22 protein-coding genes and 2 tRNA genes are annotated in these 24815 nt (G+C 68.5%); 14 read left to right on the top strand and 10 right to left on the bottom strand.

Features of this window, described 5'->3' with window-relative positions; translation table 11 throughout:
- Window positions 1–58 precede the first annotated feature (58 nt).
- From ACT3UF_RS16975 to ACT3UF_RS16965, 3 genes are all read right to left on the bottom strand, one after another.
- A tRNA-Arg gene (locus tag ACT3UF_RS16975) sits at window positions 59–134 on the bottom strand.
- A 78-nt stretch (window positions 135–212) separates the two neighbouring features.
- The gene (tsaD, locus tag ACT3UF_RS16970) at window positions 213–1271 is read right to left on the bottom strand and encodes a tRNA (adenosine(37)-N6)-threonylcarbamoyltransferase complex transferase subunit TsaD (RefSeq protein ID WP_441446081.1); all 1059 of its coding nucleotides are present in this window, start codon (window positions 1269–1271) and stop codon (window positions 213–215) included.
- Entirely contained in the window at window positions 1268–2140 is an 873-nt protein-coding gene (locus ACT3UF_RS16965; RefSeq protein ID WP_441446082.1) for a M23 family metallopeptidase, read from the bottom strand. The genes tsaD and ACT3UF_RS16965 overlap by 4 nt, the downstream gene beginning before the upstream one ends.
- Before the next feature lie 396 nt (window positions 2141–2536).
- On the opposite strand from ACT3UF_RS16965, the gene ACT3UF_RS16960 reads away from it, so the two are divergent.
- From ACT3UF_RS16960 to ACT3UF_RS16940, 5 genes are all read left to right on the top strand, one after another.
- Window positions 2537–3361, top strand: a complete 825-nt coding sequence (locus ACT3UF_RS16960; RefSeq protein WP_441446083.1) for a response regulator transcription factor — start codon at window positions 2537–2539, stop codon at window positions 3359–3361.
- Window positions 3358–4455, top strand: coding sequence for an ATP-binding protein (locus tag ACT3UF_RS16955; RefSeq protein ID WP_441446084.1), 1098 nt, complete (start codon window positions 3358–3360; stop codon window positions 4453–4455). Before ACT3UF_RS16960 ends, ACT3UF_RS16955 begins: the two co-directional genes overlap by 4 nt.
- A 150-nt stretch (window positions 4456–4605) precedes the next feature.
- A complete protein-coding gene (locus ACT3UF_RS16950) occupies window positions 4606–8502 on the top strand; it encodes a multifunctional oxoglutarate decarboxylase/oxoglutarate dehydrogenase thiamine pyrophosphate-binding subunit/dihydrolipoyllysine-residue succinyltransferase subunit (RefSeq protein WP_444502100.1) in 3897 nt (1298 codons plus the stop codon).
- A gap of 94 nt (window positions 8503–8596) precedes the next feature.
- Complete coding sequence (locus tag ACT3UF_RS16945; protein WP_441446017.1) at window positions 8597–9241, top strand: GDSL-type esterase/lipase family protein; 645 nt, start codon at window positions 8597–8599, stop codon at window positions 9239–9241.
- A 137-nt stretch (window positions 9242–9378) separates the two neighbouring features.
- Window positions 9379–9453, top strand: a complete 75-nt coding sequence (locus ACT3UF_RS16940) for a 50S ribosomal protein bL37 (protein ID WP_395963762.1) — start codon at window positions 9379–9381, stop codon at window positions 9451–9453.
- A 130-nt stretch (window positions 9454–9583) separates the two neighbouring features.
- On the opposite strand, the gene ACT3UF_RS16935 is transcribed toward ACT3UF_RS16940, so the two are convergent.
- Window positions 9584–9955 (bottom strand): anti-sigma factor, encoded by a 372-nt coding sequence (locus tag ACT3UF_RS16935; RefSeq protein ID WP_441446016.1) that lies wholly within the window; start codon window positions 9953–9955, stop codon window positions 9584–9586.
- Entirely contained in the window at window positions 9952–10749 is a 798-nt protein-coding gene (locus ACT3UF_RS16930; protein WP_441446015.1) for a sigma-70 family RNA polymerase sigma factor, read from the bottom strand. The genes ACT3UF_RS16935 and ACT3UF_RS16930 overlap by 4 nt, the downstream gene beginning before the upstream one ends.
- A 256-nt stretch (window positions 10750–11005) precedes the next feature.
- Here ACT3UF_RS16930 and ACT3UF_RS16925 point away from each other — a divergent pair, with 256 nt between their 5' ends.
- The 6 genes from ACT3UF_RS16925 to ACT3UF_RS16900 all read left to right on the top strand — a co-directional run bounded on the left by ACT3UF_RS16925 (window position 11006) and on the right by ACT3UF_RS16900 (window position 17131).
- The gene (locus ACT3UF_RS16925) at window positions 11006–11572 is read left to right on the top strand and encodes a hypothetical protein (RefSeq protein ID WP_441446014.1); all 567 of its coding nucleotides are present in this window, start codon (window positions 11006–11008) and stop codon (window positions 11570–11572) included.
- Window positions 11573–11577: 5 nt separating this feature from the next.
- A complete protein-coding gene (gene aroA, locus ACT3UF_RS16920; protein WP_442332462.1) occupies window positions 11578–12903 on the top strand; it encodes a 3-phosphoshikimate 1-carboxyvinyltransferase in 1326 nt (441 codons plus the stop codon).
- Window positions 12900–13976, top strand: coding sequence for a ribosome small subunit-dependent GTPase A (gene rsgA / locus ACT3UF_RS16915; RefSeq protein ID WP_441446012.1), 1077 nt, complete (start codon window positions 12900–12902; stop codon window positions 13974–13976). Before aroA ends, rsgA begins: the two co-directional genes overlap by 4 nt.
- A gap of 98 nt (window positions 13977–14074) precedes the next feature.
- Window positions 14075–14869, top strand: coding sequence for a histidinol-phosphatase (hisN, locus tag ACT3UF_RS16910; RefSeq protein ID WP_441446011.1), 795 nt, complete (start codon window positions 14075–14077; stop codon window positions 14867–14869).
- Between the two features lie 179 nt (window positions 14870–15048).
- Complete coding sequence (locus ACT3UF_RS16905) at window positions 15049–16269, top strand: pyrophosphate--fructose-6-phosphate 1-phosphotransferase (RefSeq protein WP_441446010.1); 1221 nt, start codon at window positions 15049–15051, stop codon at window positions 16267–16269.
- A gap of 31 nt (window positions 16270–16300) precedes the next feature.
- Complete coding sequence (locus tag ACT3UF_RS16900; RefSeq protein ID WP_441446009.1) at window positions 16301–17131, top strand: C2 family cysteine protease; 831 nt, start codon at window positions 16301–16303, stop codon at window positions 17129–17131.
- A gap of 81 nt (window positions 17132–17212) precedes the next feature.
- On the opposite strand, the gene ACT3UF_RS16895 is transcribed toward ACT3UF_RS16900, so the two are convergent.
- Window positions 17213–17842, bottom strand: coding sequence for an SGNH/GDSL hydrolase family protein (locus ACT3UF_RS16895; protein WP_441446008.1), 630 nt, complete (start codon window positions 17840–17842; stop codon window positions 17213–17215).
- On the opposite strand from ACT3UF_RS16895, the gene ACT3UF_RS16890 reads away from it, so the two are divergent.
- Entirely contained in the window at window positions 17841–18143 is a 303-nt protein-coding gene (locus tag ACT3UF_RS16890; protein ID WP_441446007.1) for a hypothetical protein, read from the top strand. The genes ACT3UF_RS16895 and ACT3UF_RS16890 overlap by 2 nt on opposite strands.
- Before the next feature lie 37 nt (window positions 18144–18180).
- Entirely contained in the window at window positions 18181–18783 is a 603-nt protein-coding gene (locus ACT3UF_RS16885) for a DUF1349 domain-containing protein (protein ID WP_444502099.1), read from the top strand.
- 410 nt (window positions 18784–19193) lie between these two features.
- Here the strand turns inward: ACT3UF_RS16885 and ACT3UF_RS16880 are convergent.
- Together ACT3UF_RS16880 and ACT3UF_RS16875 are read right to left on the bottom strand one after the other, a co-directional pair.
- Window positions 19194–19267 (bottom strand) — tRNA-Met (locus tag ACT3UF_RS16880).
- 172 nt (window positions 19268–19439) lie between these two features.
- Entirely contained in the window at window positions 19440–22544 is a 3105-nt protein-coding gene (locus ACT3UF_RS16875; RefSeq protein ID WP_441446005.1) for a UPF0182 family membrane protein, read from the bottom strand.
- Between the two features lie 156 nt (window positions 22545–22700).
- On the opposite strand from ACT3UF_RS16875, the gene ACT3UF_RS16870 reads away from it, so the two are divergent.
- Window positions 22701–23234, top strand: coding sequence for a PPA1309 family protein (locus tag ACT3UF_RS16870; RefSeq protein WP_441446004.1), 534 nt, complete (start codon window positions 22701–22703; stop codon window positions 23232–23234).
- Window positions 23235–23253: 19 nt separating this feature from the next.
- On the opposite strand, the gene ACT3UF_RS16865 is transcribed toward ACT3UF_RS16870, so the two are convergent.
- Window positions 23254–23763: a single-stranded DNA-binding protein gene (locus ACT3UF_RS16865; protein WP_441446003.1), complete on the bottom strand. Its 510-nt coding sequence runs from the start codon at window positions 23761–23763 to the stop codon at window positions 23254–23256.
- Between the two features lie 326 nt (window positions 23764–24089).
- A complete protein-coding gene (locus ACT3UF_RS16860; RefSeq protein WP_444502098.1) occupies window positions 24090–24719 on the bottom strand; it encodes a superoxide dismutase in 630 nt (209 codons plus the stop codon).
- Between the last annotated feature and the right edge of the window lie 96 nt (window positions 24720–24815).

The following is a 24815-nucleotide window of genomic DNA, read 5'->3' as shown; positions in this document are numbered from 1 at the left end:
CAGCGGAACAGAGAAGAGCCGGGACGCCGTCTGCTGACGACGTCCCGGCTCTTCATTCTGGTGCCCGCGACAGGATTCGAACCTACGACCTTCTGCTCCGGAGGCAGACGCTCTATCCACTGAGCTACGCGGGCCGACCACGGAAGTCTAGCAACACCTCTCGCCCGGGGTCGTCCTCGGACACTCCGCAGACGGTCGGTGTGAGCGGGACCTCACCGCAGCAGCGGCAGCTGGGCCCCGTGCAGAACGGCGGAGGGATCCGCGGCGATGCGCAGCCCGCTCGGAGCGGCGCCGGAGCGTACCAGGAGGTCGCCGACAGCGGCGATCATCGCCCCGTTGTCGGTGCACAGCGCCGGCGGTGGGATCCGCAGCTCGATGCCCGCCGCGTCGCACTTCTCCTGCGCCACGGCGCGCAGCCGAGCATTCGCGGCGACGCCGCCGACGATGATCAGGGTGTCCAGATTCCGTTCCTTCACGGCCCGGAGCGCCTTCTTGACCAGCACGTCGACCACGGCCTGTTCGAAGGAGGCTGCGATGTCTGCGACCGGCACCGGCTCTCCCGCCCGTTCGAGGGTCTCGACGGTCCGAGCCACCGCAGTCTTCAGCCCGGAGAAGGAGAAGGTGAACGGCGCGTCCTTCGGCCGCAGCATCGCGCGGGGGAAGGAGAACGCGGTGGGGTCCCCCTCGACCGCGGCACGGGAGATCGCCGGGCCACCGGGATAGCCGAGTCCCAGCAGACGCGAGACCTTGTCGAAGGCCTCGCCGGCAGCGTCGTCGAGGGTGTCGCCGAGGTGCTCGATGGGATCGCGCACCAGATCCCCGACGGCGAGGATCGAGGTGTGACCACCGGAGACGATCAGCACGATGCTGCGCTCGGGCAGCGGGCCGTGCTCGAGGGTGTCGGCGGCGGCGTGTCCGGCCAGGTGGTGGACGCCGTACAGGGGCTTGCCGAGCGACCATGCGATCGACTTCGCGGCGGCGAGGCCCACATGAACTGCAGTGGCGAGGCCCGGACCGGAGGTCACAGCGACGTGGGTGATGTCCGACAGCTGGATGCCGGCGTCCTCGACGGCGATTCGCAGGGTGGGGACCACCGCCTCGACGTGGGCACGGGCGGCGATCTCGGGGACCACTCCCCCGAAGTCAGCATGCTGGGCGGCGCTCGAGGCGAGACCCTGCCCCAGGAGGACTCCGTCGGAGACGAGGCCGAACCCGGTCTCGTCGCACGAGGACTCGATCCCGAGGACGATCGGGGACCCGGAGGTCGTCACCGCAGGATCGACATCGGGTTGGAGTAGTTGCCCGCCTCGTCCATCTTCGCGAAGTGCAGGTGGCAGCCGGTGGAGCGGCCGGTCGAGCCGACGTAGCCGATGGTGTCGCCTGCGCCTACGGTCGCACCCACCGAGGTGTTGAACCCCTGCAGGTGGTAGTAGCCGGTGACGACCCCGTTGCCGTGGTCGATCTTGACCCGGTTGCCGGAGGCGTGGTGGTACTCGACCGCGACGACGGTGCCGGACTTGGCCGCGTGCACCGGGGTACCGCAGGAGGCACCGAAGTCGACGCCGTCATGGCCCTTGTAATAGCCGAGAACGGGGTGGACGCGGCCGCCGTAGCCGGAGGTGATCGTGCCGTTGACGGGACGGACGTAGCCGGAGCCGCCGATGGGAGCCGCCGCGCCGGAGCCGTCGACCTCGACCGCCTCGGGTTCGGGTTCGGGCTCAGGGAGGGAGACCTCGATGCCGGTGCCCTGCTCTGCAGGCTCCTCGGCGGCGGCCTCGTCGGACGCGGGAGCGGTGCGCTCCTCGGAGCGGCTGGCGCCGTCCTCCTCGGTGCGGGTCTCGACCGCAGCATCGACGGTCGCGGCGGCCTCGGCGGCGGGCAGCGCCACCGGGGCGATGGCGGCAGCGGGCTGCGCGGCGACGGCAGCGGGCTGAGCCTGCGCCACGGTCTCGCCCTGCGGGGCGGCCTCATCGATCCCGGCCGCGGCGGCAGCCAGCGGAGCGGCGATGGTGGCGGTGGCCAGGACTCCCAGGACACCCGCCTTCAAGGCACCCGAAGAGAGTGCAGAATCGCGATGGGTCCCTCCGACTGCGCGGTGCTTGCGCACTGCTGCGCGTCCGTCGGCGCGATGATTCGCCACGTGTTGACCTCTTCCATTGCGACTGCGTAGTTCCCGTTCAAGCCTCTGTCCGAACGCGACGCCGGACAGGGGAAGTACGCGTCGCCGAACAACCTCGACCAAACTACGTGCCGCTCGGGGCGCCCGACGAGCAGGTCAACCGGGTCATTGCCAAGTTTTTGCCGAGATGCCATAAAGGTTGCCCGATCTTGACGCGAGGGCGCCCAGCCAGGGGTTCGCATCACGTCCGGAGGCTCGGGAGTGCCCCGTGCGTCACATTCCGGCGCGGCACCCGTCGCTGCGGTTCCTGCCGCTGCGATACCCGCCGTCACGCGCCGGGTGCCGGGCCGGTCGCAGGTCCCCACCTGCCCGGCCGTTACCCGGAGGGATCCAGGCAGCGCCGTCTAGAGTGTCCCCATGCCGACCCCGGACAAGACAGCAGCCACCGGAAACGCCCCCGTGCGCGTGGTGGTGATCGAGGACGAGCCCACGATCACCCGTGCGATCGCCGACCGGCTCACCGCCGAAGGGTGGGAGGTCTCCACCGCCCTGGACGGTCCGTCCGGAGTGCGGACGGTGGCCGAGGTGCGACCCGATGTGGTGGTGCTGGATGTGATGCTCCCGGGCTTCGACGGGCTCGAGGTGTGCCGCCGGATCCAGGCCGACGAGCCGGTCCCGGTGCTCATGCTCACCGCGCGCGACGACGAGACCGACATGCTGGTGGGCCTCGGCGTGGGCGCGGATGACTACATGACCAAGCCCTTCTCGATGCGCGAGCTCGTCGCCCGCCTCAAGGCGCTGCTGCGACGGGTGAGGCGCGCCGGTGCACCGGCCCCCACCGAGGCGGAGAAGCAGGAGGCTCTTGAGTTCGGGGACCTGGTCATCGACCGGGCCGGCCGCAGGGTGATGCGCGCTGGGGCCCCCGCCCATCTGACGCCCACCGAGTTCGATCTGCTGCTGTGCCTGGCTGGAGCGCCCGGCACCGTCCTGACTCGCGAGCAGCTGCTGGCGGATGTCTGGGACTGGGTGGACGCGACCGGAACCCGCACCGTGGACTCCCACGTCAAGGCGCTGCGCCGCAAGCTCGGCGCCGACCTGGTGCGCACGGTCCACGGAGTCGGCTACGCCCTGGAGATCCCCGAGGACCCGGAGGCGGGCGCGGAGGCTCCGGGCACGAGTGCAGGGACCACACCGGACCTCTCCTCGATGGCGACCCCCAACCTTCCCACCGACGGCTCGTGAGCTCCCCCCGGGGCGGGGTGCCCGGCTCTTCTCGGCGCCGCGTCCCCGAGCGGCTCGACGTGCGCCCCCTGGATCGTTTCCGCTCCTTCAAGGTCAAGCTCGGCATCCTGGTCGCGGCGAGCGTGAGCGTCGCAGCGCTGCTCACGCAGGTGAGCATCCGTGCCGGCATCGAACCGCTGCTCGCGCTGCCCCTGGTGGTGATCGCCGCGCTGGTCTTCACCCAGCTGCTGGCCCGCGGCATGACCTCGCCGCTGCGCGAGATGACCGGCGCCGCCCAGGCCATGGCCCGCGGCGACTACAGCCGAGAGGTGCGCACCAGCAGCCGCGACGAGGTGGGTCAGCTGGCCGCAGCGTTCTCCACGATGGCCTCTGAGCTCGAGCAGACCGACCGGATGCGCCGGGACCTGGTCGCCAACGTCTCCCATGAGCTGCGCACCCCGGTCGCCGGGCTGCGCGCGCAGCTGGAGAATCTCGTGGACGGGGTCACCGAGCCCGACCCCGCCGCTCTCGAGGTGGCGCTGAACGAGACCGAGCGGCTCTCCCAGCTGGTGGGCCACCTGCTGGATCTCTCCCGTCTGGATGCCGGGGTGGTCGAGCTGGATCTCGAGGCCGTCGAGCTCACTCCGTTCCTCCACGAGGTGGTGGACGCCGCGTCCCTGGCCTCGGGCGGCCGCGACGTGAGGTGGATCGTCGAGGTCGATCCTCCCGACCTGTCGGTCGCGGCGGATGCGGCCCGCTTGCATCAGGTCATCCACAACCTGCTCGAGAACGCCGCCCGGCACTCCCCCGTCGGCGGTCGGATACATATCTCCGCGGTGCGCACGGGAACGGACCGAGGGGTGCGGATCGACGTGCACGATGAGGGCCCGGGCATCGCGCGCGAGGACCGCTCCCGCGTGTTCGAACGATTCCAGCGAGGGGGCTACGCCGACTCCTCGGGAGGCACCGGCCTGGGCCTGGCGATCGCCCGATGGGCGGTGGGCCTGCATGGCGGCACGATCGAGGTGCTCGACGACCCCCGCAGCCGGGACGACCAGGACGGCCGCTCCTCGCTGATCCGAGTTGTGCTCCCGGGGGACGCGCCCCTGGTCTGACAGGGTGATCCTGGCCTGACAGGGTGATGTCAGGCACCTCACCCCCTCTGTTCCTGCCGAGGAGGCGGCGTCCGCGCACGTCGGGCACCGTCTGCCGTTAGGCTGAGCCCATCCGTATCTCTCGACCGTGAGAAGGCTGGCGATCTCAGAGTGTCACAGCAGACACAGGACTCCGATTCTGCGGAGTTCGGCCCGAATCAGTGGCTCGTGGACGCGCTCCGCGAGCAGTGGCGTGAGGATCCCTCGAGCGTCGACCCGAGCTGGGCGGAGTACTTCTCCACCCACACGGTGAACGCCGAGCCCTCGGCCCCTCCCGAGTCCTCCTCGAGTACCGACTCCCCCTCGAGCTCCTCCGAGACGTCGACGACGACGCCTCCGAAGAGCTCCGAGAGCTCGCCCGTCGCCCAGGAGCAGGACGCTTCTGCCGCGAAGGCATCCGCCGCTAAGGCCGATCCCCCGCCGGCGCAGCCCGCCGAGGCGGCGTCTGCAGCGGCCTCCCCTGCCCAGTCCTCCCCGTCCTCCCCGTCCTCCTCGTCGGCCGCAGCTCCAGCGTCCGCCTCCCAGCCCGCGAAGGAATCCCCTGCCGTGAACGACCATCCCGCGAAGTCAGCCTCCAAGGCACCGGCGGTCTCCACCACCTCGGACCGTCCCGCGAAGGTCCCCACCACCACGTCGCAGATCCCTGCCGTCGAGCTGCGCGAGCCCGAGGTCGTCAAGCTGCGCGGCCCTGCCGCGGCGATCGTGCGCAACATGGCCGAGTCCCTCGAGGTGCCCACGGCCACCTCGGTGCGTGACGTGCCGGTGAAGCTGCTGTTCGACAACCGCATCGTCATCAACAACCATCTCAAGCGCCACCGCGCCGGCAAGGTCTCCTTCACCCACCTCATCGGCTGGGCGATGATCGAGGCGATCACCGAGATCAACGACATGAACAACGGCTTCGATGTCGACGAGAAGGGCAAGCCGCTCCTCCTCAAGCGGGAAGACATCAACTTCGGCCTCGCCATCGACATGCCACGGCCCGACGGCTCGCGCGGCCTGGTGGTGCCGAGCATCAAGGCAGCCCAGCGCTTCGACTTCCGCGGCTTCTGGAAGGCCTATGAGGAGGTCGTCAAGAAGGCCCGCGCCGGCAAGCTCACCATGGACGATTTCGCGCACACCACGGTGTCGCTCACCAACCCGGGAGGCATCGGCACCGTCCATTCGATCCCGCGGCTCATGCAGGGCCAGGGCGTGATCGTGGGCGTCGGGGCGATGGACTACCCCGCCCAGTTCCAGGGCGCGAACCCCGCCACCCTCGCGGAGCTCGCGATCTCGAAGGTCATGACGCTGACCTCGACCTACGACCACCGCATCATCCAGGGCGCCGCCTCGGGCGAGTTCCTCAAGCGGATGGGCGACAAGCTGCTGGGCAAGGACGGCTTCTACGACCGTGTCTTCGTCTCGCTGCGGCTTCCGTACCAGCCGGTGCGCTGGGTGCCGGACAACCCCTTCAAGCACACCACCTCGGAGCGCCTGGCCCGGGTGATGGACATGATCCATGCCTACCGCGTGCGCGGGCACCTGATGGCGGACACCGATCCCCTCCAGTACAAGGTGCGCACCCACCCGGATCTCGATGTCGAGACCTATGGCCTGACCCTGTGGGACCTGGACCGCACCTTCCCCACCCGTGGGCTGGGCGGCAAGGACGAGATGTCGCTGCGGGACATCCTCGGGGTACTGCGCAATGCGTACTGCCGCACCATCGGTGTGGAGTACATGCACATCTCCGACCCGGAGGAGCGTGACTGGATCCAGCAGCAGATGGAGACTCCGCGCAAGCCCTTCGACAAGACCGAGCTGACCCACATCATGGATCGGCTCAATGCGGCGGAGGCCTTCGAGACCTTCCTGCAGACCAAGTTCGTGGGCCAGAAGCGCTTCTCGCTGGAGGGCGGCGAAGCCGTCATCCCGATGCTGGATGCCGTCCTGCATGGCGCCGCGCACAACGGTCTCGAAGAGGTCTGCATCGGCATGTCCCACCGAGGCCGCCTCAACGTGCTCTCGAACCTCGCCGGGAAGAGCTACGGTCAGATCTTCCAGGAGTTCGAGGGCAACTACGGCAAGAAGCTCGGCTCCGGCGACGTCAAGTACCACCTGGGCACCGAGGGTACCTACACCTCGCATGACGGCGAGTCCACCAAGGTGTACCTCGCAGCGAACCCCTCTCACCTGGAGGCCGTGAACCCGGTCCTCGAGGGCATCGTCCGCGCCAAGCAGGACCGTCTCGAGCGGCCCGAGGAGTTCCCGGTGCTCCCGGTCCTCGTGCACGGTGATGCGTCGTTCGCTGGCCAGGGAGTGGTCACCGAGACCCTCAACCTCTCGGAGCTGCGCGGTTACCGCACGGGCGGCACCATCCACGTGATCATCAACAACCAGATCGGTTTCACCACGCTGCCGGACTCCTCGCGCTCCTCGTACTACTCCACGGATGTCGCCAAGTCCACGCAGCTGCCGATCTTCCACGTCAACGGCGACGATCCGGAGGCCTGCGTGCGGGTCGCCGAGATCGCCTTCGAGTTCCGTCAGAAGTTCCAGCGCGATGTCGTCATCGACATGGTCTGCTACCGCCGCCGCGGGCACAACGAGGGGGACGATCCCTCGATGACCCAGCCCGAGATGTACAAGCTGATCTCGGAGAAGCCCTCCACGCGCAAGCTGTACATGGAGGCGCTGATCGAGCGCGGAGACCTCACCGAAGAGGAGACCGAAGGGCTGGTTCGCAACTTCCAGGATCACCTGGATGAGGCGTTCGCCTCCACGCGCGGGGGCGCTGCGAGCTCTTCGGACACGGACACGGTCAATGGCCTGGAGCTGCCGGACGCTCAGCAGGACGCTGCGGAGCCCGAGGAGGTGCGCACCGCCCTCGATCCCGCCGTGCTCGAGCAGATCGGCAAGGCGCACACCGACATCCCGGGTTCGTTCACCGTCCACCCCAAGCTGATGACGGTGCTCCAGCGCCGCACGCAGATGTCCACCTCCGGCAAGATCGACTGGGCCTTCGGCGAGCTGATCGCCTTCGGCTCGCTGCTGCTCCAGGGGCATCGGGTGCGACTGGCGGGCCAGGACTCCCGACGCGGCACCTTCGTGCAGCGCCACAGCGTGCTCATCGACCATGAGAACGGTGACACCTGGACCCCGCTGTCCTACCTCTCTGACGACCAGGCTCGCTTCAATGTCTACGACTCCTCGCTCTCGGAGTTCGCGGCACTGGGCTTCGAGTACGGCTACTCGGTCGAGAGCCCGAACTCCCTGGTGCTGTGGGAAGCGCAGTTCGGCGACTTCGTCAACGGCGCGCAGACCATCATCGACGAGTTCATCTCCGCCTCCGAGCAGAAGTGGGGCCAGAACTCGAGCGTGGTGATGCTGCTCCCGCACGGCTACGAGGGCCAGGGACCGGACCACTCCTCCGCCCGCATCGAGCGCTTCCTGCAGCTGTGCGCGGAGGAGAACATGCGGGTGGCGGCCCCGTCGACCCCTGCGAGCTACTTCCACCTGCTGCGCAAGCAGGCGCTCGCAGAGCCCAAGAAGCCGCTGGTGGTCTTCACCCCGAAGTCGATGCTGCGCAACAAGGCAGCGGTGAGCGGCGTGGAGGACTTCACGACCGGGACCTTCGAGCCTGTCCTGCCGGACACCACCGTGGACCCGGCCGGGGTGCGTCGCGTGCTGATCGCCTCCGGCAAGGTCTACTGGGACCTGGCCGCCCGCCGCGAAAAGATGGGCACTACCGACACTGCGATCGTCCGCGTCGAGCAGCTCTACCCGCTGCCCAGCGAGCAGCTGAAGAAGGCGCTGGACGGCTACCCCGACGCCCACCTGGTGTGGGTCCAGGAGGAGCCGCAGAACCAGGGCGCCTGGAGCTTCATGGCGATGAACTTCGCGGTCGAGGTCGGTCGCACGCTGCGGGTCGTCGCCCGAGCGGCCTCCGCCTCCCCCGCCACCGGCTCGAACGCGACCCACAAGGTCGAGCAGGAGGATCTGCTCGATCGGGCCTTCGACGCCTGATTCCTCGCGGGTCACGGGTTCGCCCGTGGCCCGCGACGCGGTTAGTGTTGACGCCGTTAGTGTTGAGGTCCCCGTCCCCGTCCAGGAGGTCCCGGTGCCCACCGTGCCCATGACGCTCGCCCCGCATCCGGAACCCCGGATCCGCATCATCGCGCTCGGAGACGAGCTCCTCGCCGGGGTCGGTGACGCCCGCGCACTGGGCTGGCTCGGACGAGCGGTGGCCAGCGAGCAGGGTGCGGACAGCCGCATCGACGTCTTCACCGCGGCACTGCCCGCGCAGAGCTCCGCGGACCTGGCCGAGCGCTGGGACGAAGAGGTGCAGCGTCGCTTCTCGACCCAGGGGCAGGCCGACGGATCGATCGATCATCGGGTGGTGGTGGCCATGGGACGCGGCGACGTCGAGGCGGGGATCTCCCTGGCCCGCTCGCGCCTGAACCTCGCCAAGATCCTCGACGGGCTGGAGCGTCTGCGGATCCCCGCGTTCGTGGTCGGCCCGCCGCCCAGCCGCGACCCGGGGACCACGAGCTCCGTCCGTGAGCTCTCCGCAGCCTTCGAGGACGTCTGCTCCCGTCGTCGGATCCCCTTCGTCGACACCGTCGGCGGTCTGACGGGTCACGACCAGTGGGAGAGCGACCTGTCCCGCTCACCGGGCGACCATCCGGGGCAGACCGGCTACGGGCTGATGGCCTGGCTGGTGCTGCACGCCGGCTTCGGCTCCTGGCTGGGCACCTCATCCTGACTCACCCGCCCCTGAGCAGGGACGAGGCCGAGTGACCTCGGACTCAGCAAAGTTCATGCGCCCCCTCCGGGAGACTCCAGGGGCGGCGTGATGTGGCACAATCGTCGGGTTCCCCCGGGCGAAGAAAGGAGATCGTGATGAGCAAGCGAGGACGCAAGCGCAAGGCTCGCCGCAAGAGCGGCGCGAATCACGGCAAGCGCCCCAACAGCTGACCGTGACGTCGCCACGAGCGACATGACGAAGGGCCCCTCCCATCGCGGGAGGGGCCCTTCGTCATGCCTGCGCTCGTCATGCCTGCGTCGGCGCCCGAAGGCAGTCTCTTCGCGGCGGCGCCACTCTCCGTCAGTCGGAGTCGGGATACGTGCGACGGGTGGTGGTCGAGCTGGTGGTGATGCGCACTGTGCTGCCGTCGACCTCGGTGCGGGTCACCGAGACGGTCCGGCACTGCACGGCGATGCGCTCGCGGAGCTCGGAGGGTGCGCGATCCGCACAGCTGCGGCGCACCAGCTCCTTCACCCGGCGCACCTGCTCCCACTCATCGGCGCATTCCGGGCAGTCCACGGTGTGGCGCTGCATCTTCTCCACCATCTCCCGGGGAAGCTCACCGTCGAGCGCCTCTTCGAGCCCGTAGCGAAGATCCCGTCGCGGCCGCTGCCCGGCATCCTCACGCCCTGCGTCGTCGCTGTCACGCCCTGCGTAGTCGCTGTCGCTCATCGTTCCTCCTCCCGATCGTCCGACGAGGTGATCGTCTGGTCCCGCACATCCGTCTCGGCTTCCGTCGTGGCGCCCGGCCCGGAACCTGCCCCTGTATCCGACCCGGTGCTCGACCTTGTGTCCGACCCGGTCTCCGTGGGGTCCTCTCGCAGGAAGCCGCTGCGGTAGGCATAGTCGGAGAGCTGCTCGCGCAGCTGTCGGCGCCCGCGGTGCAGGCGCGACATGACCGTGCCGATCGGGGTGTCCATGATCTCGGCGATCTCCTTGTACGCGAAGCCCTCCACGTCGGCGAGATAGACGGCGATGCGGTAGTCCTCCCGCAGCTCGCCCAGCGCATCTTTGACCGCCGAGTCGGGGAGGCTGTCGAGCACCTCGGTCTCCGCCGAGCGGAGACCGCTGCTGGTGTGGCCCGCGACCTCCGCCAGCTGCCAATCCTCGACCGTGTCGGTCCAGGCCTCCTTCGGCCTGCGCTGCTTCTTGCGGTAGATCGAGATGTAGCCGTTGGTCATGATCCGGTACAGCCAGGCGCGCATGTTGGTGCCCGGGGTGAACCGATCACGAGCACGGAAGGCCTTGACGAAGGTGTCCTGGACCAGATCCTCCGCGTCATGCGGGTTGCGAGTCATCCGCAAGGCGCCGCCATAAAGGGAGTCCAGGTGCGACAGCGCCTCGGTCTCGAAGTCGAAATCCTGCACGTCGTCAGGGGCTGGGATCGTCGGCGCCCGGTCAGCCTCAGGGGGGCCTGCCTCGGGCGGGCCGGCCTCAGGGCTCGGGGTGGCATCAGTCTGGATCATCGTCCTCCAACCTACGCCACGGGGCCGGGTCGGAGCGTGCTCGAGCACAGTCACGGACATACATCGTCTCCTCTCCCGGCATCCGCCGGAGTCTCGCGGGATCGTCAGGGGCGGCCAAGTCCGTCCCCTCCATGCACCCGGTGCAACGCAAGAGGCCCGGCGGATGTTCCCTCCGCTGTAGTCTGGACGCCGGTGAGCTGCCCGACACGGCCGGCTCACCGGACCTGCTGACACCCGTCAAGAACGTGAGGACACCATGGCCCTGGTCCGCCGCATCGCACGACCGCTGCTCGCCGCTCCCTTCATCTTCGAAGGTGTGCGCACCGCACTCCACCCCGAGCGGGAGATCGATGTCTACCCGCAGGCCTTCGACGCGGTCGATTCTGCGATCGCCAAGAGCTCAGCGCCCGGCTTCGTCGATGCGCGCACCGTGATCCGCGCTGCCGGCGCGGTCGCGGCCGGCGCCGGCGTCCTGTACGCCACCAACCGTTACCCGCGCGCCGCGGCGGCGACGCTGCTGTTGACCACCTCGATCGGCTGGGCCGGACGCAAGAAGGTCTGGGAGCTGCGGGGCGAGGAGCTGACCCATGAGGTCCAGTCGATCCTCACCGACGCCGGGCTGCTCGGCGGCGTGCTGCTGGCAGTGGTGGATCACGATGGTCGTCCTTCGCTGGGCTACCGCGCGAACAAGTTCGTCGAGCGCAGCCAGAAGAAGGCCGCTGCGACGCAGCGTGAGCTCGAGAAGAAGGCCGACAAGCTGGAGAAGAAGGCGAAGGGCGCAGTGCAGACAGCACAGAAGCAGCTCTCCGTCCAGCAGGGTTGACCTTGATGGCTTCCGAGGTGCTGTGGAACGCACCTGTTGCTGACGAACCCGTCGACGCGCTGGTGCGGGTCCCGGGATCGAAGTCCCTGACCGCGCGCTGGATGCTGCTGGCGGCCGCCGCGGACGAACCCTCGACGCTGCGTGGCGCCCTGGTCTCCCGCGACACCCGGCTGATGCGCGATGCGCTCGAGCGACTCGGCGCGGTGCTGGTGGTGCAGGACGGCTCCCTGCAGGTGACACCGCTTCCGCCCCCTGCCGAGCATCCTGCCGACCCGATCGAGATCCACACGGGTCTGGCGGGGACGGTGATGCGGTTCGTGCCGATGCTCGCAGCCCTCCATCACGGAGACGTCCGCTTCACCGGGGACGACGCCGCGCTGCAGCGTCCGATGGATGCGGTCATCGACGCCCTGCGGCAGCAGGGCGTCGAGATCACCGAGCACGGACAGCCCGGGCATCTGCCTCTGACCGTGCACGGCACCGGGCGCCTGCGCGGCGGCCGGATCGAGGTCGACGCCTCTGCCTCCAGCCAGTTCGTCTCCAACGTGCTGCTGGTCGCCGCGCGTGCCGAGACGGATGTGGAGCTGGTGCACGTGGGCCAGGTGCTGCCCTCGCTGCCGCACATCGAGATGACGCTGGAGACGATGCGTCAGGCCGGGATCCAGGCCTCTCATCGCATCGACGACCAGGGTCGGCACAGCTGGAGCGTGAGCGCCGGGCCTATCCGACCGGTGCAGGTCTCCATCGAGCCGGACCTGTCGAACTCCGGCCCCTTCCTGGCCGCGGCGATGGTCACCGGCGGCACGATCGCGGTTGACGACTGGCCCGAGACCACGACCCAGCCGGGGGATGCCTACCGGGAGCTGCTGAGCCGGATGGGCGGTGAGATCTGGCGTGAGGACGAGACGCTCTGCGTGAAGGGCACCGGGAAGATCCGTGGCATCGACGCGGATATGTCCGCGGTCGGCGAGCTGGTGCCCACCATGGCGGCGCTCTGCGCTCTCGCGGACTCTCCGTCCCGGCTGACCGGAGTCGCGCATCTGCGCGGCCACGAGACCGATCGGTTGAAGGCCCTGGCCACTGAGCTGTCGAAGATCGGGGCACGCACCGTCGAGCTGGAGGACGGGCTGGAGATCCACCCGGGGCCGCTGCATGGCGAGGTGTTCGAGAGCTACGAGGATCACCGCATGGCCACTGCCGGCGCGATCATCGGGCTCAGGGTTCCGGACCTGCGGGTGGTCAACATCGGCACCACCCAGAAGACCCTCCCCGACTTCGTCGGGATGTGGCTGGCGATGCTCCACCCGGAACCGGCGGTGGACGACGCGTGAGCCGCTCGGCCCGCGAGTACGACGAGAGCGATATCCGCGTCCGCCCCAGCAGGCGCGGCTCGCGGCCTCGTACCAAGGACCGGCCCAAGCATGAGGACGCCGTCACCGCCCGCGTGGTCTCCGTGGACCGCGGGCGGTGGCGGACGATCGTCGAGGAGGGCACCGGAGCGGAGCGCGCGGTCACCGCGATGCGTGCCCGTGAGCTCGGCCGCTCCCCCATCGTTCCCGGCGACCTGGTCGGCCTGGTCGGGGACATCTCTGGGCGTGATGGGTCGCTGGCCCGCATCGTGCGCATCCAGGAGCGCAGCTCCTTCCTGCGCCGCAGCGCCGATGACGACGACCCGACCGAGCGCCCGCTGGTCGCGAACGTCGATCTGATGGTGATGGTGACCGCTGTCGCCGATCCCGAACCGCGCGGCGGCATGGTCGACCGCTGCCTGGTCGCGGCTTATGTCGCCGGCGTCGATGCCCTGCTGGTGCTCACCAAGACCGATCTGCGCTCCCCCGACTCGTTCCTCACCGCCTATGCGCCGCTGGGGCTCGATCATGTGCGGACGCGACGGGAGTTGCCCGAGGAGGCGGCCGAATCCGGGCGTCCCGGGCAACCCGGGATCGTGGGCCTGGAGGAGCTGCGCGAGCGGCTCTCCGGGCGGGTCAGCGTGCTGATCGGGCACTCGGGCGTGGGCAAGTCGACGCTACTGAATGCCCTGGTCCCCGGTACCGACCGGGCGATCGGAGTGGTCAACGACGTCACCGGCCGGGGCCGCCACACCTCCTCCTCAGCGCTCGCGATGGCGCTGCCGGAGGACGACGGCTGGGTGATCGACACTCCCGGCGTGCGCTCCTTCGGGCTGGGCCATGTGGACCCCGAAGAGCTGCTGGAAGCCTTCACAGACCTCGCGGAGCTCGCCGAATGCTGCCCCCGTGGCTGCACCCATCTCGAGGACGCGCCGGACTGTGCTCTGGATGCGCTGGTCGAAGGCGGCAAGGCGGGAACCGCCGGTCCTGCCCGTCTGCTCTCCTACCGGCGCCTGGCCACCGCGCTGCGCAAGAACGATCCCTGGGAGCTGTGAACGCAGCGCGGAGAAGCCGCCGCTGCGCCGCGCAGGTGGCTTCCCGAGGGTCCGCGTCGCTGCGGGAAGCAGGCGGGCACGGGTCGTAGTGTGGGCGCATGTCGAGTCGATTCGCCGATGACCTGCGCCTGGCCCATGTGCTCGCCGATGCCGTGGACCAGCTGACCATGTCCCGCTTCAAGGCACAGGACCTCGAGGTCTCCACCAAGCCGGACCTCACCGAGGTCACCGATGCCGACCGCGCCGCCGAGCAGCTGGTGCGCTCTCAGCTCTCGCGCTCACGCTCCCGGGATCAGGTGATCGGTGAGGAGTTCGGCTCCACCGGTGCGTCGCCGCGTCAGTGGGTCATCGACCCCATCGACGGGACCAGCAACTTCGTGCGCGGCGTGCCCGTCTGGGGCACGCTGATTGGCCTCATCGAGGATGGCCGCCCCGTGGTGGGCCTGGTCTCTGCGCCAGCGTTGAACCGGCGCTGGTGGGGCGGCGAGGGCGCAGGGGCGTGGACGGGCTCGCGGATCAACAGCGCCTCTCGCCTTCAGGTCTCCTCCGTCGACTCGATCGAAGAGGCCTCGCTGTCCTACTCCTCCCTGCACGGCTGGGCGGATCAGGACCGGCTCCCGCAGATGCTGAACCTCATGCAGCGCTTCTGGCGCACGCGCGCCTATGGTGATTTCTGGTCCTACATGCTCGTGGCGGAGGGCGCGGTGGATGCGGCCTGCGAACCGCAGCTCGCCCTGCACGACATGGTCGCGCTGGTCCCGATCCTCACCGAGGCCGGCGGCCGCTTCACCTCGCTCGAGGGTGAGGACGGCCCCTTCGGCGGCAGTGCGGTGGCGACCAACGGTCGCCTGCATGAGGAGATCCTCGAGGCGCTCGCGGCCCGCGACTCCTGAGGACGCGAATACTGAGTTTTCCGCTCCTGGTCCGGGCGGGAGATCCGAACGGGCGCCCACGGAGTCAACCTCGTCGCGGCGACCGCGGCGTCCACGCGGGGACCTTCGTCATCGGGCCCCAGGCCGTCTCGGTAGACTCGGGGCACTGTGCCCCCGAACTGTGAAGGGAATCCTTCTCCATGACCGTCAAGCGCGTCGCCCTCCTGACCGCAGGTGGCTATGCCCCCTGCCTGTCCTCCGCCGTCGGCGGTCTCATCGAGCGGTACACCGAGCTCGTGCCCGACGTCGAGATCATCGCCTACAAGCACGGCTACTGGGGCCTGCTCTCCGGCGAGAAGATCGTGGTGGACGACGAGGTGCGTGCGAAGGCCGGCCTGCTGCACAACTACGGCGGCTCCCCCATCGGCAACTCCCGCGTGAAGCTCACCAACACCGCGGATCTGGTCAAGCGCGGCCTGATCCAGGAGGGCGAGAACGCCCTCGAGGTCGCGGCGAACAAGCTCAAGGCCGACGGCGTGGACGTGCTCCACACCATCGGCGGCGACGACACCAACACCACGGCCGCGGATCTCGCGAAGTTCCTGCACGAGAACGGTCACGAGATGCAGGTCGTGGGCCTGCCCAAGACCATCGACAACGACATCGTGCCGATCAAGCAGTCGCTCGGTGCGAAGTCCGCCGCAGAGCAGTCGAGCATCTTCGCGCAGAACATCATCGCCGAGCACGGCTCGAACCCGAAGATGCTGATCATCCATGAGGTCATGGGCCGTGCCTGCGGCTACCTCACCGCACAGGCGGCCGAGTACTACCAGACCTGGCACTCCCAGCAGGAGTGGCTGCCCGGGATCGGGCACCGCGCCGAGCGCTGGGACGTGCACGCCGTGTTCCTGCCCGAGCTGAAGCTCGACATCGAGGCCGAGGCCGAGCGCCTCAAGGTGGTCATGGACGAGGCCGGCTGCGTGAACATCTTCCTCTCCGAGGGTGCGGGCATCCCCGAGATCGTCGCCGAGATGCAGGCGCGCGGCGAGGAGCCCGAGAAGGACCCCTTCGGCCACGTCAAGATCGACACCATCAACCCCGGCCAGTGGTTCGCGAAGCAGTTCGCCGAGAAGCTCGGCGCCGAGAAGGTCATGGTCCAGAAGTCCGGCTACTTCTCCCGCTCCGCGAAGGCGAACCCCGAGGACATCCGCCTGATCAAGTCGATGACCGACTACGCGGTCCAGGTCGCTCTCGAGGGTGGCTCGGGACTGATCGGGCACGATGAGGAGCGCGGGGATGTGCTGCGCGCCGTCGAGTTCGAGCGGGTCGCCGGGCACAAGGCCTTCGACATCTCCCAGCCCTGGTTCCATGAGGTCATGGAGCGCACCGGCCAGAAGATCGTCGCGGCTGAGAAGCACTGAGCCTCTCCATGATGTCCGGGCGGAGATCCTCATGAGCAGCTCCCGCCCGCGCGTGCGCACCTGGCGCCGCACCCTTCGCGCGCTCGCCCTGACCGGGCGGGCGCGCGATGCGCGTCTCGGGGCCACTGAACCCGCCTGGTCCGGTCCGGAGACGGGCTCCCCCGACCCGACTGTCCATCACCTCGGGCCCGGACCGGGCGCCACCGCGCTCAAGGCGGACCACGGCCCGCTCGCCCCACCGCAGCTGCTGAGGCCCAGTCAGGGGCGGCTCGGCGACTGCTGGGTGATGGCCTCGATGCTCGCGATCCATGAGACGGCTCCGGAGCGTCTGCGTGCTCTCCTCTCTGCCGAGGAGGAGGGCATCGTCACGGTGCGGCTGCCCGCGGTGTCGGTCCCGATCCGCGTGGATCGGATGCTGCCGGTCGATGAGCAGGGGATCTTCCAGTACGGCCGACGGGACGGCGCGAACCCGGGCTGGGTGGGCGTGCTCGAGAAGGCGATCGCCGCCCATGTGGCCGGGGACTACCGCTTCCTGCAGCGCGGCTTCGCCCGTTTCGGCTTCGAGCTGCTGCTGGGCGAGCGGGTCCACTCCCAGCTGCGGATGCCGAGCGCCGCGCAGATCATCACCTGGCGCGACGAGGGGCGGGCGATCGCCGCCTCCACCCATCCGCTCAGCTCGCGTGTTCCCACCGCCGCCGGCCCGTTGCCCCGCAACCATGTGTTCGCGGTGGTCGGCGCGGATGCGCGCAGCGGTCATGTGCACCTGCGGAATCCCTGGCGCCCTGATCAGCTGCTGGTGCTCGATGCCCGCAGCTTCCGCCGCGGGTTCCTCTCGGTGGATGTGACCGCGCCGCTGCGGTGAGGCTCCACGGGGTGCCGGAATCGGACGGATGACCGGCGGGATCTGAACCCGTCACCTCCACGGCGCAGCGTGAGGAGCCGTTCAGCGTCCTGCTGCGTCGAGCCAGGCGTCGGCGATCAGGCGGTGCCCCGGCGGGGTGGGGTGCACGCCGTCCTCGGCGATGCTCTGCGGGGTGTGACCTGCCGCGAGGGCCGTGGCGAGCACCTGCTCGAGATCCACGATGCGGTGGCCGTGCTCCTGCGCGAGCCGGCGGATGATCGCCACCTTGCCGTCGAGGTCGCTGTGGATCCGCGTGCGCTCCTCGTCGATATCCGCGACGAACGGGATGATCATCAGCACCGGTGCCTCCGGCACCGAGGCGGCGAGCTGCGCGAGGAGGTGGCGGTAGCCCTGCTCGAACGATTCCTCGGTAACATGCTCACCCCGGGTGAAGCGGTGCCAGGAGTCGTTGACGCCCACGTAGATCGTCACCAGGTCGGGGGTGAGGTCCAGGCAGTCGGGGCCGAATCGAGCCTCGAGGTCGGCGACCTTGTCCCCGCCGATCCCGCGGTTGATCACCGTGGAGGTGGGCTCGTGGGCCGCGAAGTGCTCCGCGAGCAGACGGACGTAGCCGTGGCCGAGCTCCTCGGGGTCTTCTCGACGGCCGGCATCGGTGATCGAATCGCCGATGAAGAGCAGGGTGCGGGATGCGGGGGCGGTGGGCGCGGTCATGGCGGACATCGTGCCAGAAATGCGATTCGGATGCTCGAATGATCTGCGACCACTCGCCGCGACACGTCCAGCACTGTGCGGGTCGCGCAGTGCAACGGCTGGTGCTATCGCGACGTCGATACCCGGATCGGTGGCGTTCGGGGTCTTCAGCGACGGCTCTGACGAGGGCGATAACGATGCCGAAGGCGATGCCGATGCCGATGCCGATAGCGATGCCGCCGAACACCCCACCGTAGACTCGCCTTCGACCGCTTGCGCGTCCGATGCCGATCCCGGCTCACGACTGTTCCGCCCCGGATGACTCGTAGGAGTCCCGGACGACTCGTAGGAGTTCTGTGATGTCTGCCCTCACCCTGCCCGCGCTCCCGTTCCCGCTCGAACCGTCGCGGGTGCCATGGGAAGTTGTCGGAGAGGACGAGCTGCGGGCCACCTCCGAGGCCAGAACCGACATCTTCATCGCGCCGTTCCCCGGCGCGGAGCCCACGCTCGATGCGGGGACGCTGTTCGGTACAGCGCCGGAGGGCGACTTCCAGCTCAGCGCACGGGTCACGGTCGGCTTCCACTCGAAGTTCGATGCCGGGGTGCTGATGCTCTGGCACGACGAGGAGCACTGGGCGAAGCTGTGCTTCGAGGCCGCCCCGGACGGCAGCACGACCGTGGTGTCGGTGGTCAACCGCAAGGTCTCCGATGACGCGAACGCGATGATCGTCGAGGGCGAGCAGGTGTGGTTGCGGATCAGCCGGATCGATGGCATCTACGCGTTCCACAGCTCGTTCGACGGTCTGCGGTGGGACATGGTGCGTCTCTTCGCCCTCGACTCCCCCGCTTCTCTGCAGATCGGCTTCGAAGTGCAGTCGCCGACCGGCGAGGGCTGCGACGTCGTCTTCGACCAGATCTCTTTCACCGCAACGCGCCTGGAGGATCAGCGCGACGGCTCCTGAGCGCGCCCGGCAACATGCAGCCAGGTCTCTGAGCCGGCCGGGGCTTGCTGAGGCCCGCTGCAGCGTCCTCAGCGCGACGGGCCCCGGGCTCCGCACCTCCTGCGTCTATCGAGCCGCAGAGCATCGCCCAGCCTCTGCCTGGGGGTGGCCGTGACGAGGTGCTGATCGGCGAGGTGCGAAGGGTCCAAGTCCTCGTGCCGAACGGACTCTGCCAGGCCGAGCTGCGTCTGCAGAGCCGAACCCATCTGCTCTCACCGCACTTGGCCGCTCGTCGCCCCGGTCGACACCGAGAGCCTGGCCTGGGTCAGCCGGTGGACAGGAAGGTCAGACCGTGCGAAGGCGGTCCCCGCGATCGAGCATAAAACTAGGGCCCCTGATCAGCATTTCTGCTGGCCAGGGGCCCTATCTCGTAGCGGGGGCAGGATTTGAACCTACGACCTCCGGGTTATGAGCCCGGCGAGCTACCGAACTGCTCCACCCCGCGTCGACATGTGTAACTCTACGACCCCCTCGCCCCCACGTCCAACCGAGAGTGGTCGAACGTGTGCCATGACACGTTCATAGGCCGTTCACCTGCCTGGACGCCGGAACGCCCGGCCGGATCCGGCGTGGGCCGGCGCCGGTCGGGCGTCCTGGGAGGGATGGTCAGCGACGGATCAGCCGCCCCCGCCATCGGAGGGCTGGGCCGGCACTCCGGTGCCGCCGAGCTCCTTGTTCGCCTCGATCGCACGGTTCAGCGCATCACTGAGACGTGTCTGCGCGTCGCCATAGGCGGCCCAGTTCCCACTGGCCATCGCAGTCTCGGCATCCGTGACCGCGGTGTCCATATCCGTGAGGGCTTGGTCCAGGCGCTCCTGAGCGGTCCCGGCAGCGGGCGGCGGGGCCTGCTGCCCTTCCTCACCCTCGGCCGGAGCCTGCTCGCCCTCATCGACAGTGCCGTCACCCGTCTCGGTGTCAGCAGTGCCGGAGGGTGCGTCAGGGTCGACGACCTCGGCATCACCGGCGTCGGCGCCCGAGTCACCGCCGAAGACGAGGTCCAGCGCCTCGTCGAGCGTCGGCGCGAAGCCGATCTTCTCGCCGAAGGAGACCAGCACCATCTGCAGCAACGGGTACTGGGTACCGCCGCCGGTCTGCGAGGACTGCAGATAGACGGGCTGCACGTAGAGCAGGCCGCCGCCCACCGGGAGGGTGAGCAGGTTGCCGTTGATGACCTCGGAGTTTCCGGACTTCAGCAGGTTCAGCGCCTGGGAGACGTTCGGCTCCGCGTTGAAGGTGGCCTGCACCTGGCCAGGGCCGTTGACCGGGTTCGAGGCCGGCAGCACGAGCAGCGTCATGTCACCGAAGCTGTCGGCGGGGTTCCCTTCGGCGTTCCCGGTCTCCGAGTCCACGGCGAGATAGCCCGTGAGCACGTTCTGGCCGTCGGAGGGGATGAAGCTCGAGGAGAGCATGAACCGCGGGTTCTCCGCGTCAGGCATCTGCATCGTGAGGTACATCGGCGGCTGCGGGGCCTGCTGGCCCGTGGTGCCATCGGTGTTGGTCGGCGCCGGGACGGTGGGATCCGGCGGCACCTGCCAGAAGTCCTGCTGGGTGAAGAAGTCATCCGCGTCGGTGACGTGGTACGTCGACAGGATCTCGCGCTGGGACTTGAAGTAGTCCGCGGGATAGCGCAGGTGCGACATCAGATCGCCGCTGATCTCGGAGGCCGGGCGCAGCGCCTCCGGGAACACCTCAGCCCAGGCCTTCAGGATCGGGTCCTCGGTGTCCCACGTGTAGAGGGTCACCGAGCCGTCGAAGGCGTTCACGACCGCCTTGACGGAGTTGCGCATGTAATTCGCCGAGCGTTCACGGTTGGCGGCCGTGTTGTTCGGATTGGTCTGGGAGTCGTTGACCGTCTGGTCCAGATCCACAGACTGGGCGTACGGATATTCCGTGGTGGTGGTGTAGCCGTCGACCACCCACACCAGCTGATCATCGACCACGGCCGGATACATCTCGGAGTCCAGCGAGAGGAACGGTGCGACCTCACGGACCCGATGCTGAGGGTCGCGGTCATAGAGGATCTGTGACTCCTCGTTGAGGTAGTTGGAGATCAGAATGTTGGGATCGCGGAACTTGATCGCGTACAGCAGCTGGTTGAAGAAGCTGCCCACCGCGGGCCCACCATCACCCTGGAAGGTGTTGTAGACCTGGTCCCCGCCCTCCTCGTCATCGGTGCTGCCACGCTGGTAGTCGAACTCCTCGGGCTCGCTGCCCTCAGGAGCGCCGACGACCGAATAGTCCGGGGAATGGCGACCGAAGTAGACGCGCTCCTCGTGCTCGCTGAACGCGCCGCTGCCCGGCACGCCGGACTGCAGGAAGCTCGGCTCGCCATCGGCGTTGCGACGGTTGCCGTAGGCGGCGGCGGTGCCGTAGCCGTGGGTGTAGATGACGTGCTGATCCACCCAGGAACGATCGGCGAGACCGAACTTGTCCGGCCGCAGCTCACGAACGCCGATCACGGTGTCCTGCAGCTCGCCGTCGATCTCGTAACGGTCCACGCTGAGCACCTCGTCGAAGCCCCAGTACTGGCGGTTCGCCTCACGCTGCTCGAAGGTCGGCGAGATGATGTTGGGATCCATCAGTCGGATCTGCGCGGTGGTCGAAGCATCCTCACGCAGCGCCCCCGGCTCAGCATCGGTAGTGGCCGTGTACGGGACCTCGTTGACATCGTCGAGGTTGAACGCGGTGCGAGTGGCGTCGATGTTGTTCTGGATGTAGGGCTGCTCGAGCGCACGCTCGTTGGGCTGGACCTGGAACTGTTGGATGGCCCACGGGTAGAGGTTCCCGACCACCAAGGTGGAGAGGATCATCAGGCCCGCGCCGATCGCGGGGATGCGCCAGTCGGAGCGGAAGATCCACACCACGAACATCGCCGCCACCACGATCGAGGCGATCGCGAGGATGGTCTGCGCGGGCAGGATGGCGTTGTGGTCCGCGTAGGAGGCGCCTTCGAAGCGTGTATGGACGGCAGTGAGCAGGTCATAGCGCTGGAACCAGTGGCCAGCGCCGAGCAGCAGCACATAGATCGTGGCCAGCACTCCGAGATGCCGCCGTGCGGACCGGGTGACCTCGAGCCCGCTGTCCTGACCCCAGCTGACGCCGCCATAGATGAAGTGACCGATCACGGCGCCGACGATCGAGACCAGCAGCACGAACTGCCCGAAGGAGATCAGCATGTCGATGAGTGGCAAGGTGAAGACGTAGAACGAGATGTCATTCTCGAAGATCGGATCGACCTGGCCGAAGTCCTGGGGGTGCAGGAAAAGCTGCACGTCCTTCCAGCCCCGTGACAGAGCCAGCCCGCCGAAGGCACCGATCACGACCGGAGCACCGTAGGTGAGCCCACGGCGCAGCGGATCCACGGCGGCGCGGAACTGCTCGAGCGCCTCCTGCTCACGAGTGACCGGCGGGTACACGGGACGCCTGGTGTAGGCCATGCGCAGGCTGAGGAACAGCGGGACTGCGAACACGATGAAGCCGACCAGGAACAGGAGCGCCTGGGTGATCCAGCGGGTCATGAGCACATCGGTGAACTCGAGCTGGTCCATCCAGAGGTACTTGGTCCAGATCTCGGAGGCGAGGACCAGCAGGACGATCAGCAGCGCGAGGATGCCGATGGTGATCGCCAGCGGCGAGATCCGCCGGGGACCGCCAGAGCTCGCGTCAGGGGCCGGTCGTGGGCGCGGCCGTGGCATGTCGCCGAACGGGGCGGAGAAACTCACAGATAACCTCAGGTGCCTCGGTGCCGGAGCCCGTGATCACATCGCCTGCTGGGCAGGGGACGAGACTCCGGTATCCGGGTACAGTGTGGTGCCGCCGCGAGACGCGACGGTCCACCCATTCTGTCAGGCCGAACCTGTGAGGGACCTCTCGATCCGATGACGACTCCGGCCCCGGACCCACTCGACGCCTCCACCGCCGCGCTTGCCGCTGCGGTTCTCGAGGTCGCCCGCCATGTGGAGGGCAGCGTTCTGCCCGCACCACGCCTGTTCGCCCTGGCCCGCAGCGCGGAGCTGATGGCAGCCTCCCCGTCGCTCGCCGCGCTGCTCGGCGCGGCAGACGGCGAAGCCGGCGCCCCCGACGATCTCCATCTCACGCCGATCGATCTCGACGACGGCTCCCCCACCGCGGCTGATCCGCTCGCCGTGCTCGAGTCGGCGCAGTGGCCGGAGCTGGCTGCGGGCGGGGCGATCGTCTGCGACCTCGCACCGTCCGCGTGGAGCGCCCGCGATGACGAGAAGGACCAGAAGCTGCCCAGCGGCAGCTCCTTGCGAGTGGTCGTGGCTGCGCTGGCCGACGGCACCACCTGGTCTGCGGTGCAGCGCAGCGACAAGGACGACTACGTCCTCGGCGCCGCGCTGCTGCCGGAGATCTCCCAGGCTCTCGTCCAGACCCTGCAGGCCGCCGACTGAGACCGGTGGTGAGTCGAGCTCAGAAGACCGACGCATAGGAGTCGTCGTTCGACCCCTCCTCCACGGTCGTCGCCTCGTCGTCTCCGGTCGATGTGTCAGCCTCGACTGCCGTTCCCGCGGGCAGGACCTCCCCGGTGTTCGGATCCATATCGGGCACATCCACCGACCGCAGAGGGCGGGCGAAGCTGGTGCTGCCGAAGGTGAGGTCGTGGCCGATTGCCTCTGCCTGGATGTTCAGAGAGTGGCGGGCGGTGTTGTCCTCACCGGTCCACTCGGAGGTGTTCAGCCGGCCGGTGACGATGAGCGGCTGACCCTTGCGCACCGAGGCGAGCAGGTTGCGCGCCAGCTGTTTCCGAGCGAACACGGTGACGAATTCGGTCTTGCGGTCGGTGAAGTCCTGCGCGGACGAGTTGTAGTAACGCCCGGTGACCGCGACCCGCACCTTGGCGGTGACGGATCCGTCGTCCTGCGGATGTGAGGTGGGGTCGGCGGTGGCGTTGCCCATGATGGTGGTCTGGATATCCCGCATGGCGGTGTCCTTCCTCAGGTACCGGGACTTTCCCGGCCTCGGCTCCCTGCCGATGCCCTCAGCGTCGCGGTCGCGCCCCGTCGCTTCCAGTGCAGAGCGATTCCTGTGGACGAAGCGGCTCTGTGGAGGAACGGTCGGGCGGGAGTGAGGTGCGGACAGCGCAGCGGCCGGCCCCTCCGTGGAGGGACCGGCCGCTGTCATCCCGGACACGGGCCGGTGACGGCCCGCGCAACGAGGTGGATCAGACGCTGAATCGGATCCGGCACTGAGTCGGATCCGACGCCGAGCCGGATCAGGCGCTGGTGCTGATCATGCGCCGGAGCAGGTCAGGCCTTGGGGATGACCAGGCCGGAGGCGTTGCTCGTCGCGTTCTCGAACCGCGCCTGAACATCGGCCCAGTTCACGATGTTCCAGACCGCCTTGACGTAGTCAGCCTTCACGTTCTGGTAGTCCAGGTAGAAGGCGTGCTCCCACATATCGAGCTGGAACAGCGGGATCGTTGCGACCGGCACACCGTTCTGCTGATCGTAGAACTGCTCGATCACGAGGTTCCCGCCGAGCGGCTCGTATGCCAGCACAGCCCACCCCGAGCCCTGGATGCCCAGCGCCGCCGCGGTGAAGTGCGCACGGAACGCATCGAACGAGCCGAAGAACTCATCGATCGCCTGCGCGAGCTCACCGGTGGGCTTGTCGCCACCCTCGGGCGAGAGGTTCTTCCAGAAGATCGAGTGGTTCGTGTGACCACCGAGGTTGAACGCGAGGTCCTTCGAGAACTGGTTCACGGTCCCGAAATCATTCGCCTCGCGAGCCGCGGCAAGCTTCTCCAGCGCCGTGTTCGCGCCCTTGACGTAGGTCGCGTGGTGCTTGGAGTGGTGCAGCTCCATGATCCTGCCCGAAATCGAGGGATCCAGCGCGCCGTAGTCGTAATCGAGATCAGGAAGCGTGTACTCCGCCATGTGGATCATCCCTTCGTCGTGTGGTGCGCGGGGCCAGCTGGTGCGGGACCCGCCGTGCCATCCATCCTGCCACGATGGACTGCGAGTTGGCAGGGT

Source organism: Brachybacterium sp. AOP24-D1-21 (assembly GCF_052378665.1).
Taxonomy (GTDB): Bacteria; Actinomycetota; Actinomycetes; order Actinomycetales; family Dermabacteraceae; genus Brachybacterium.
The sequence above is the reverse complement of the archived record's forward strand: the minus strand, read 5'-3'. Positions and strand labels throughout refer to the sequence as shown.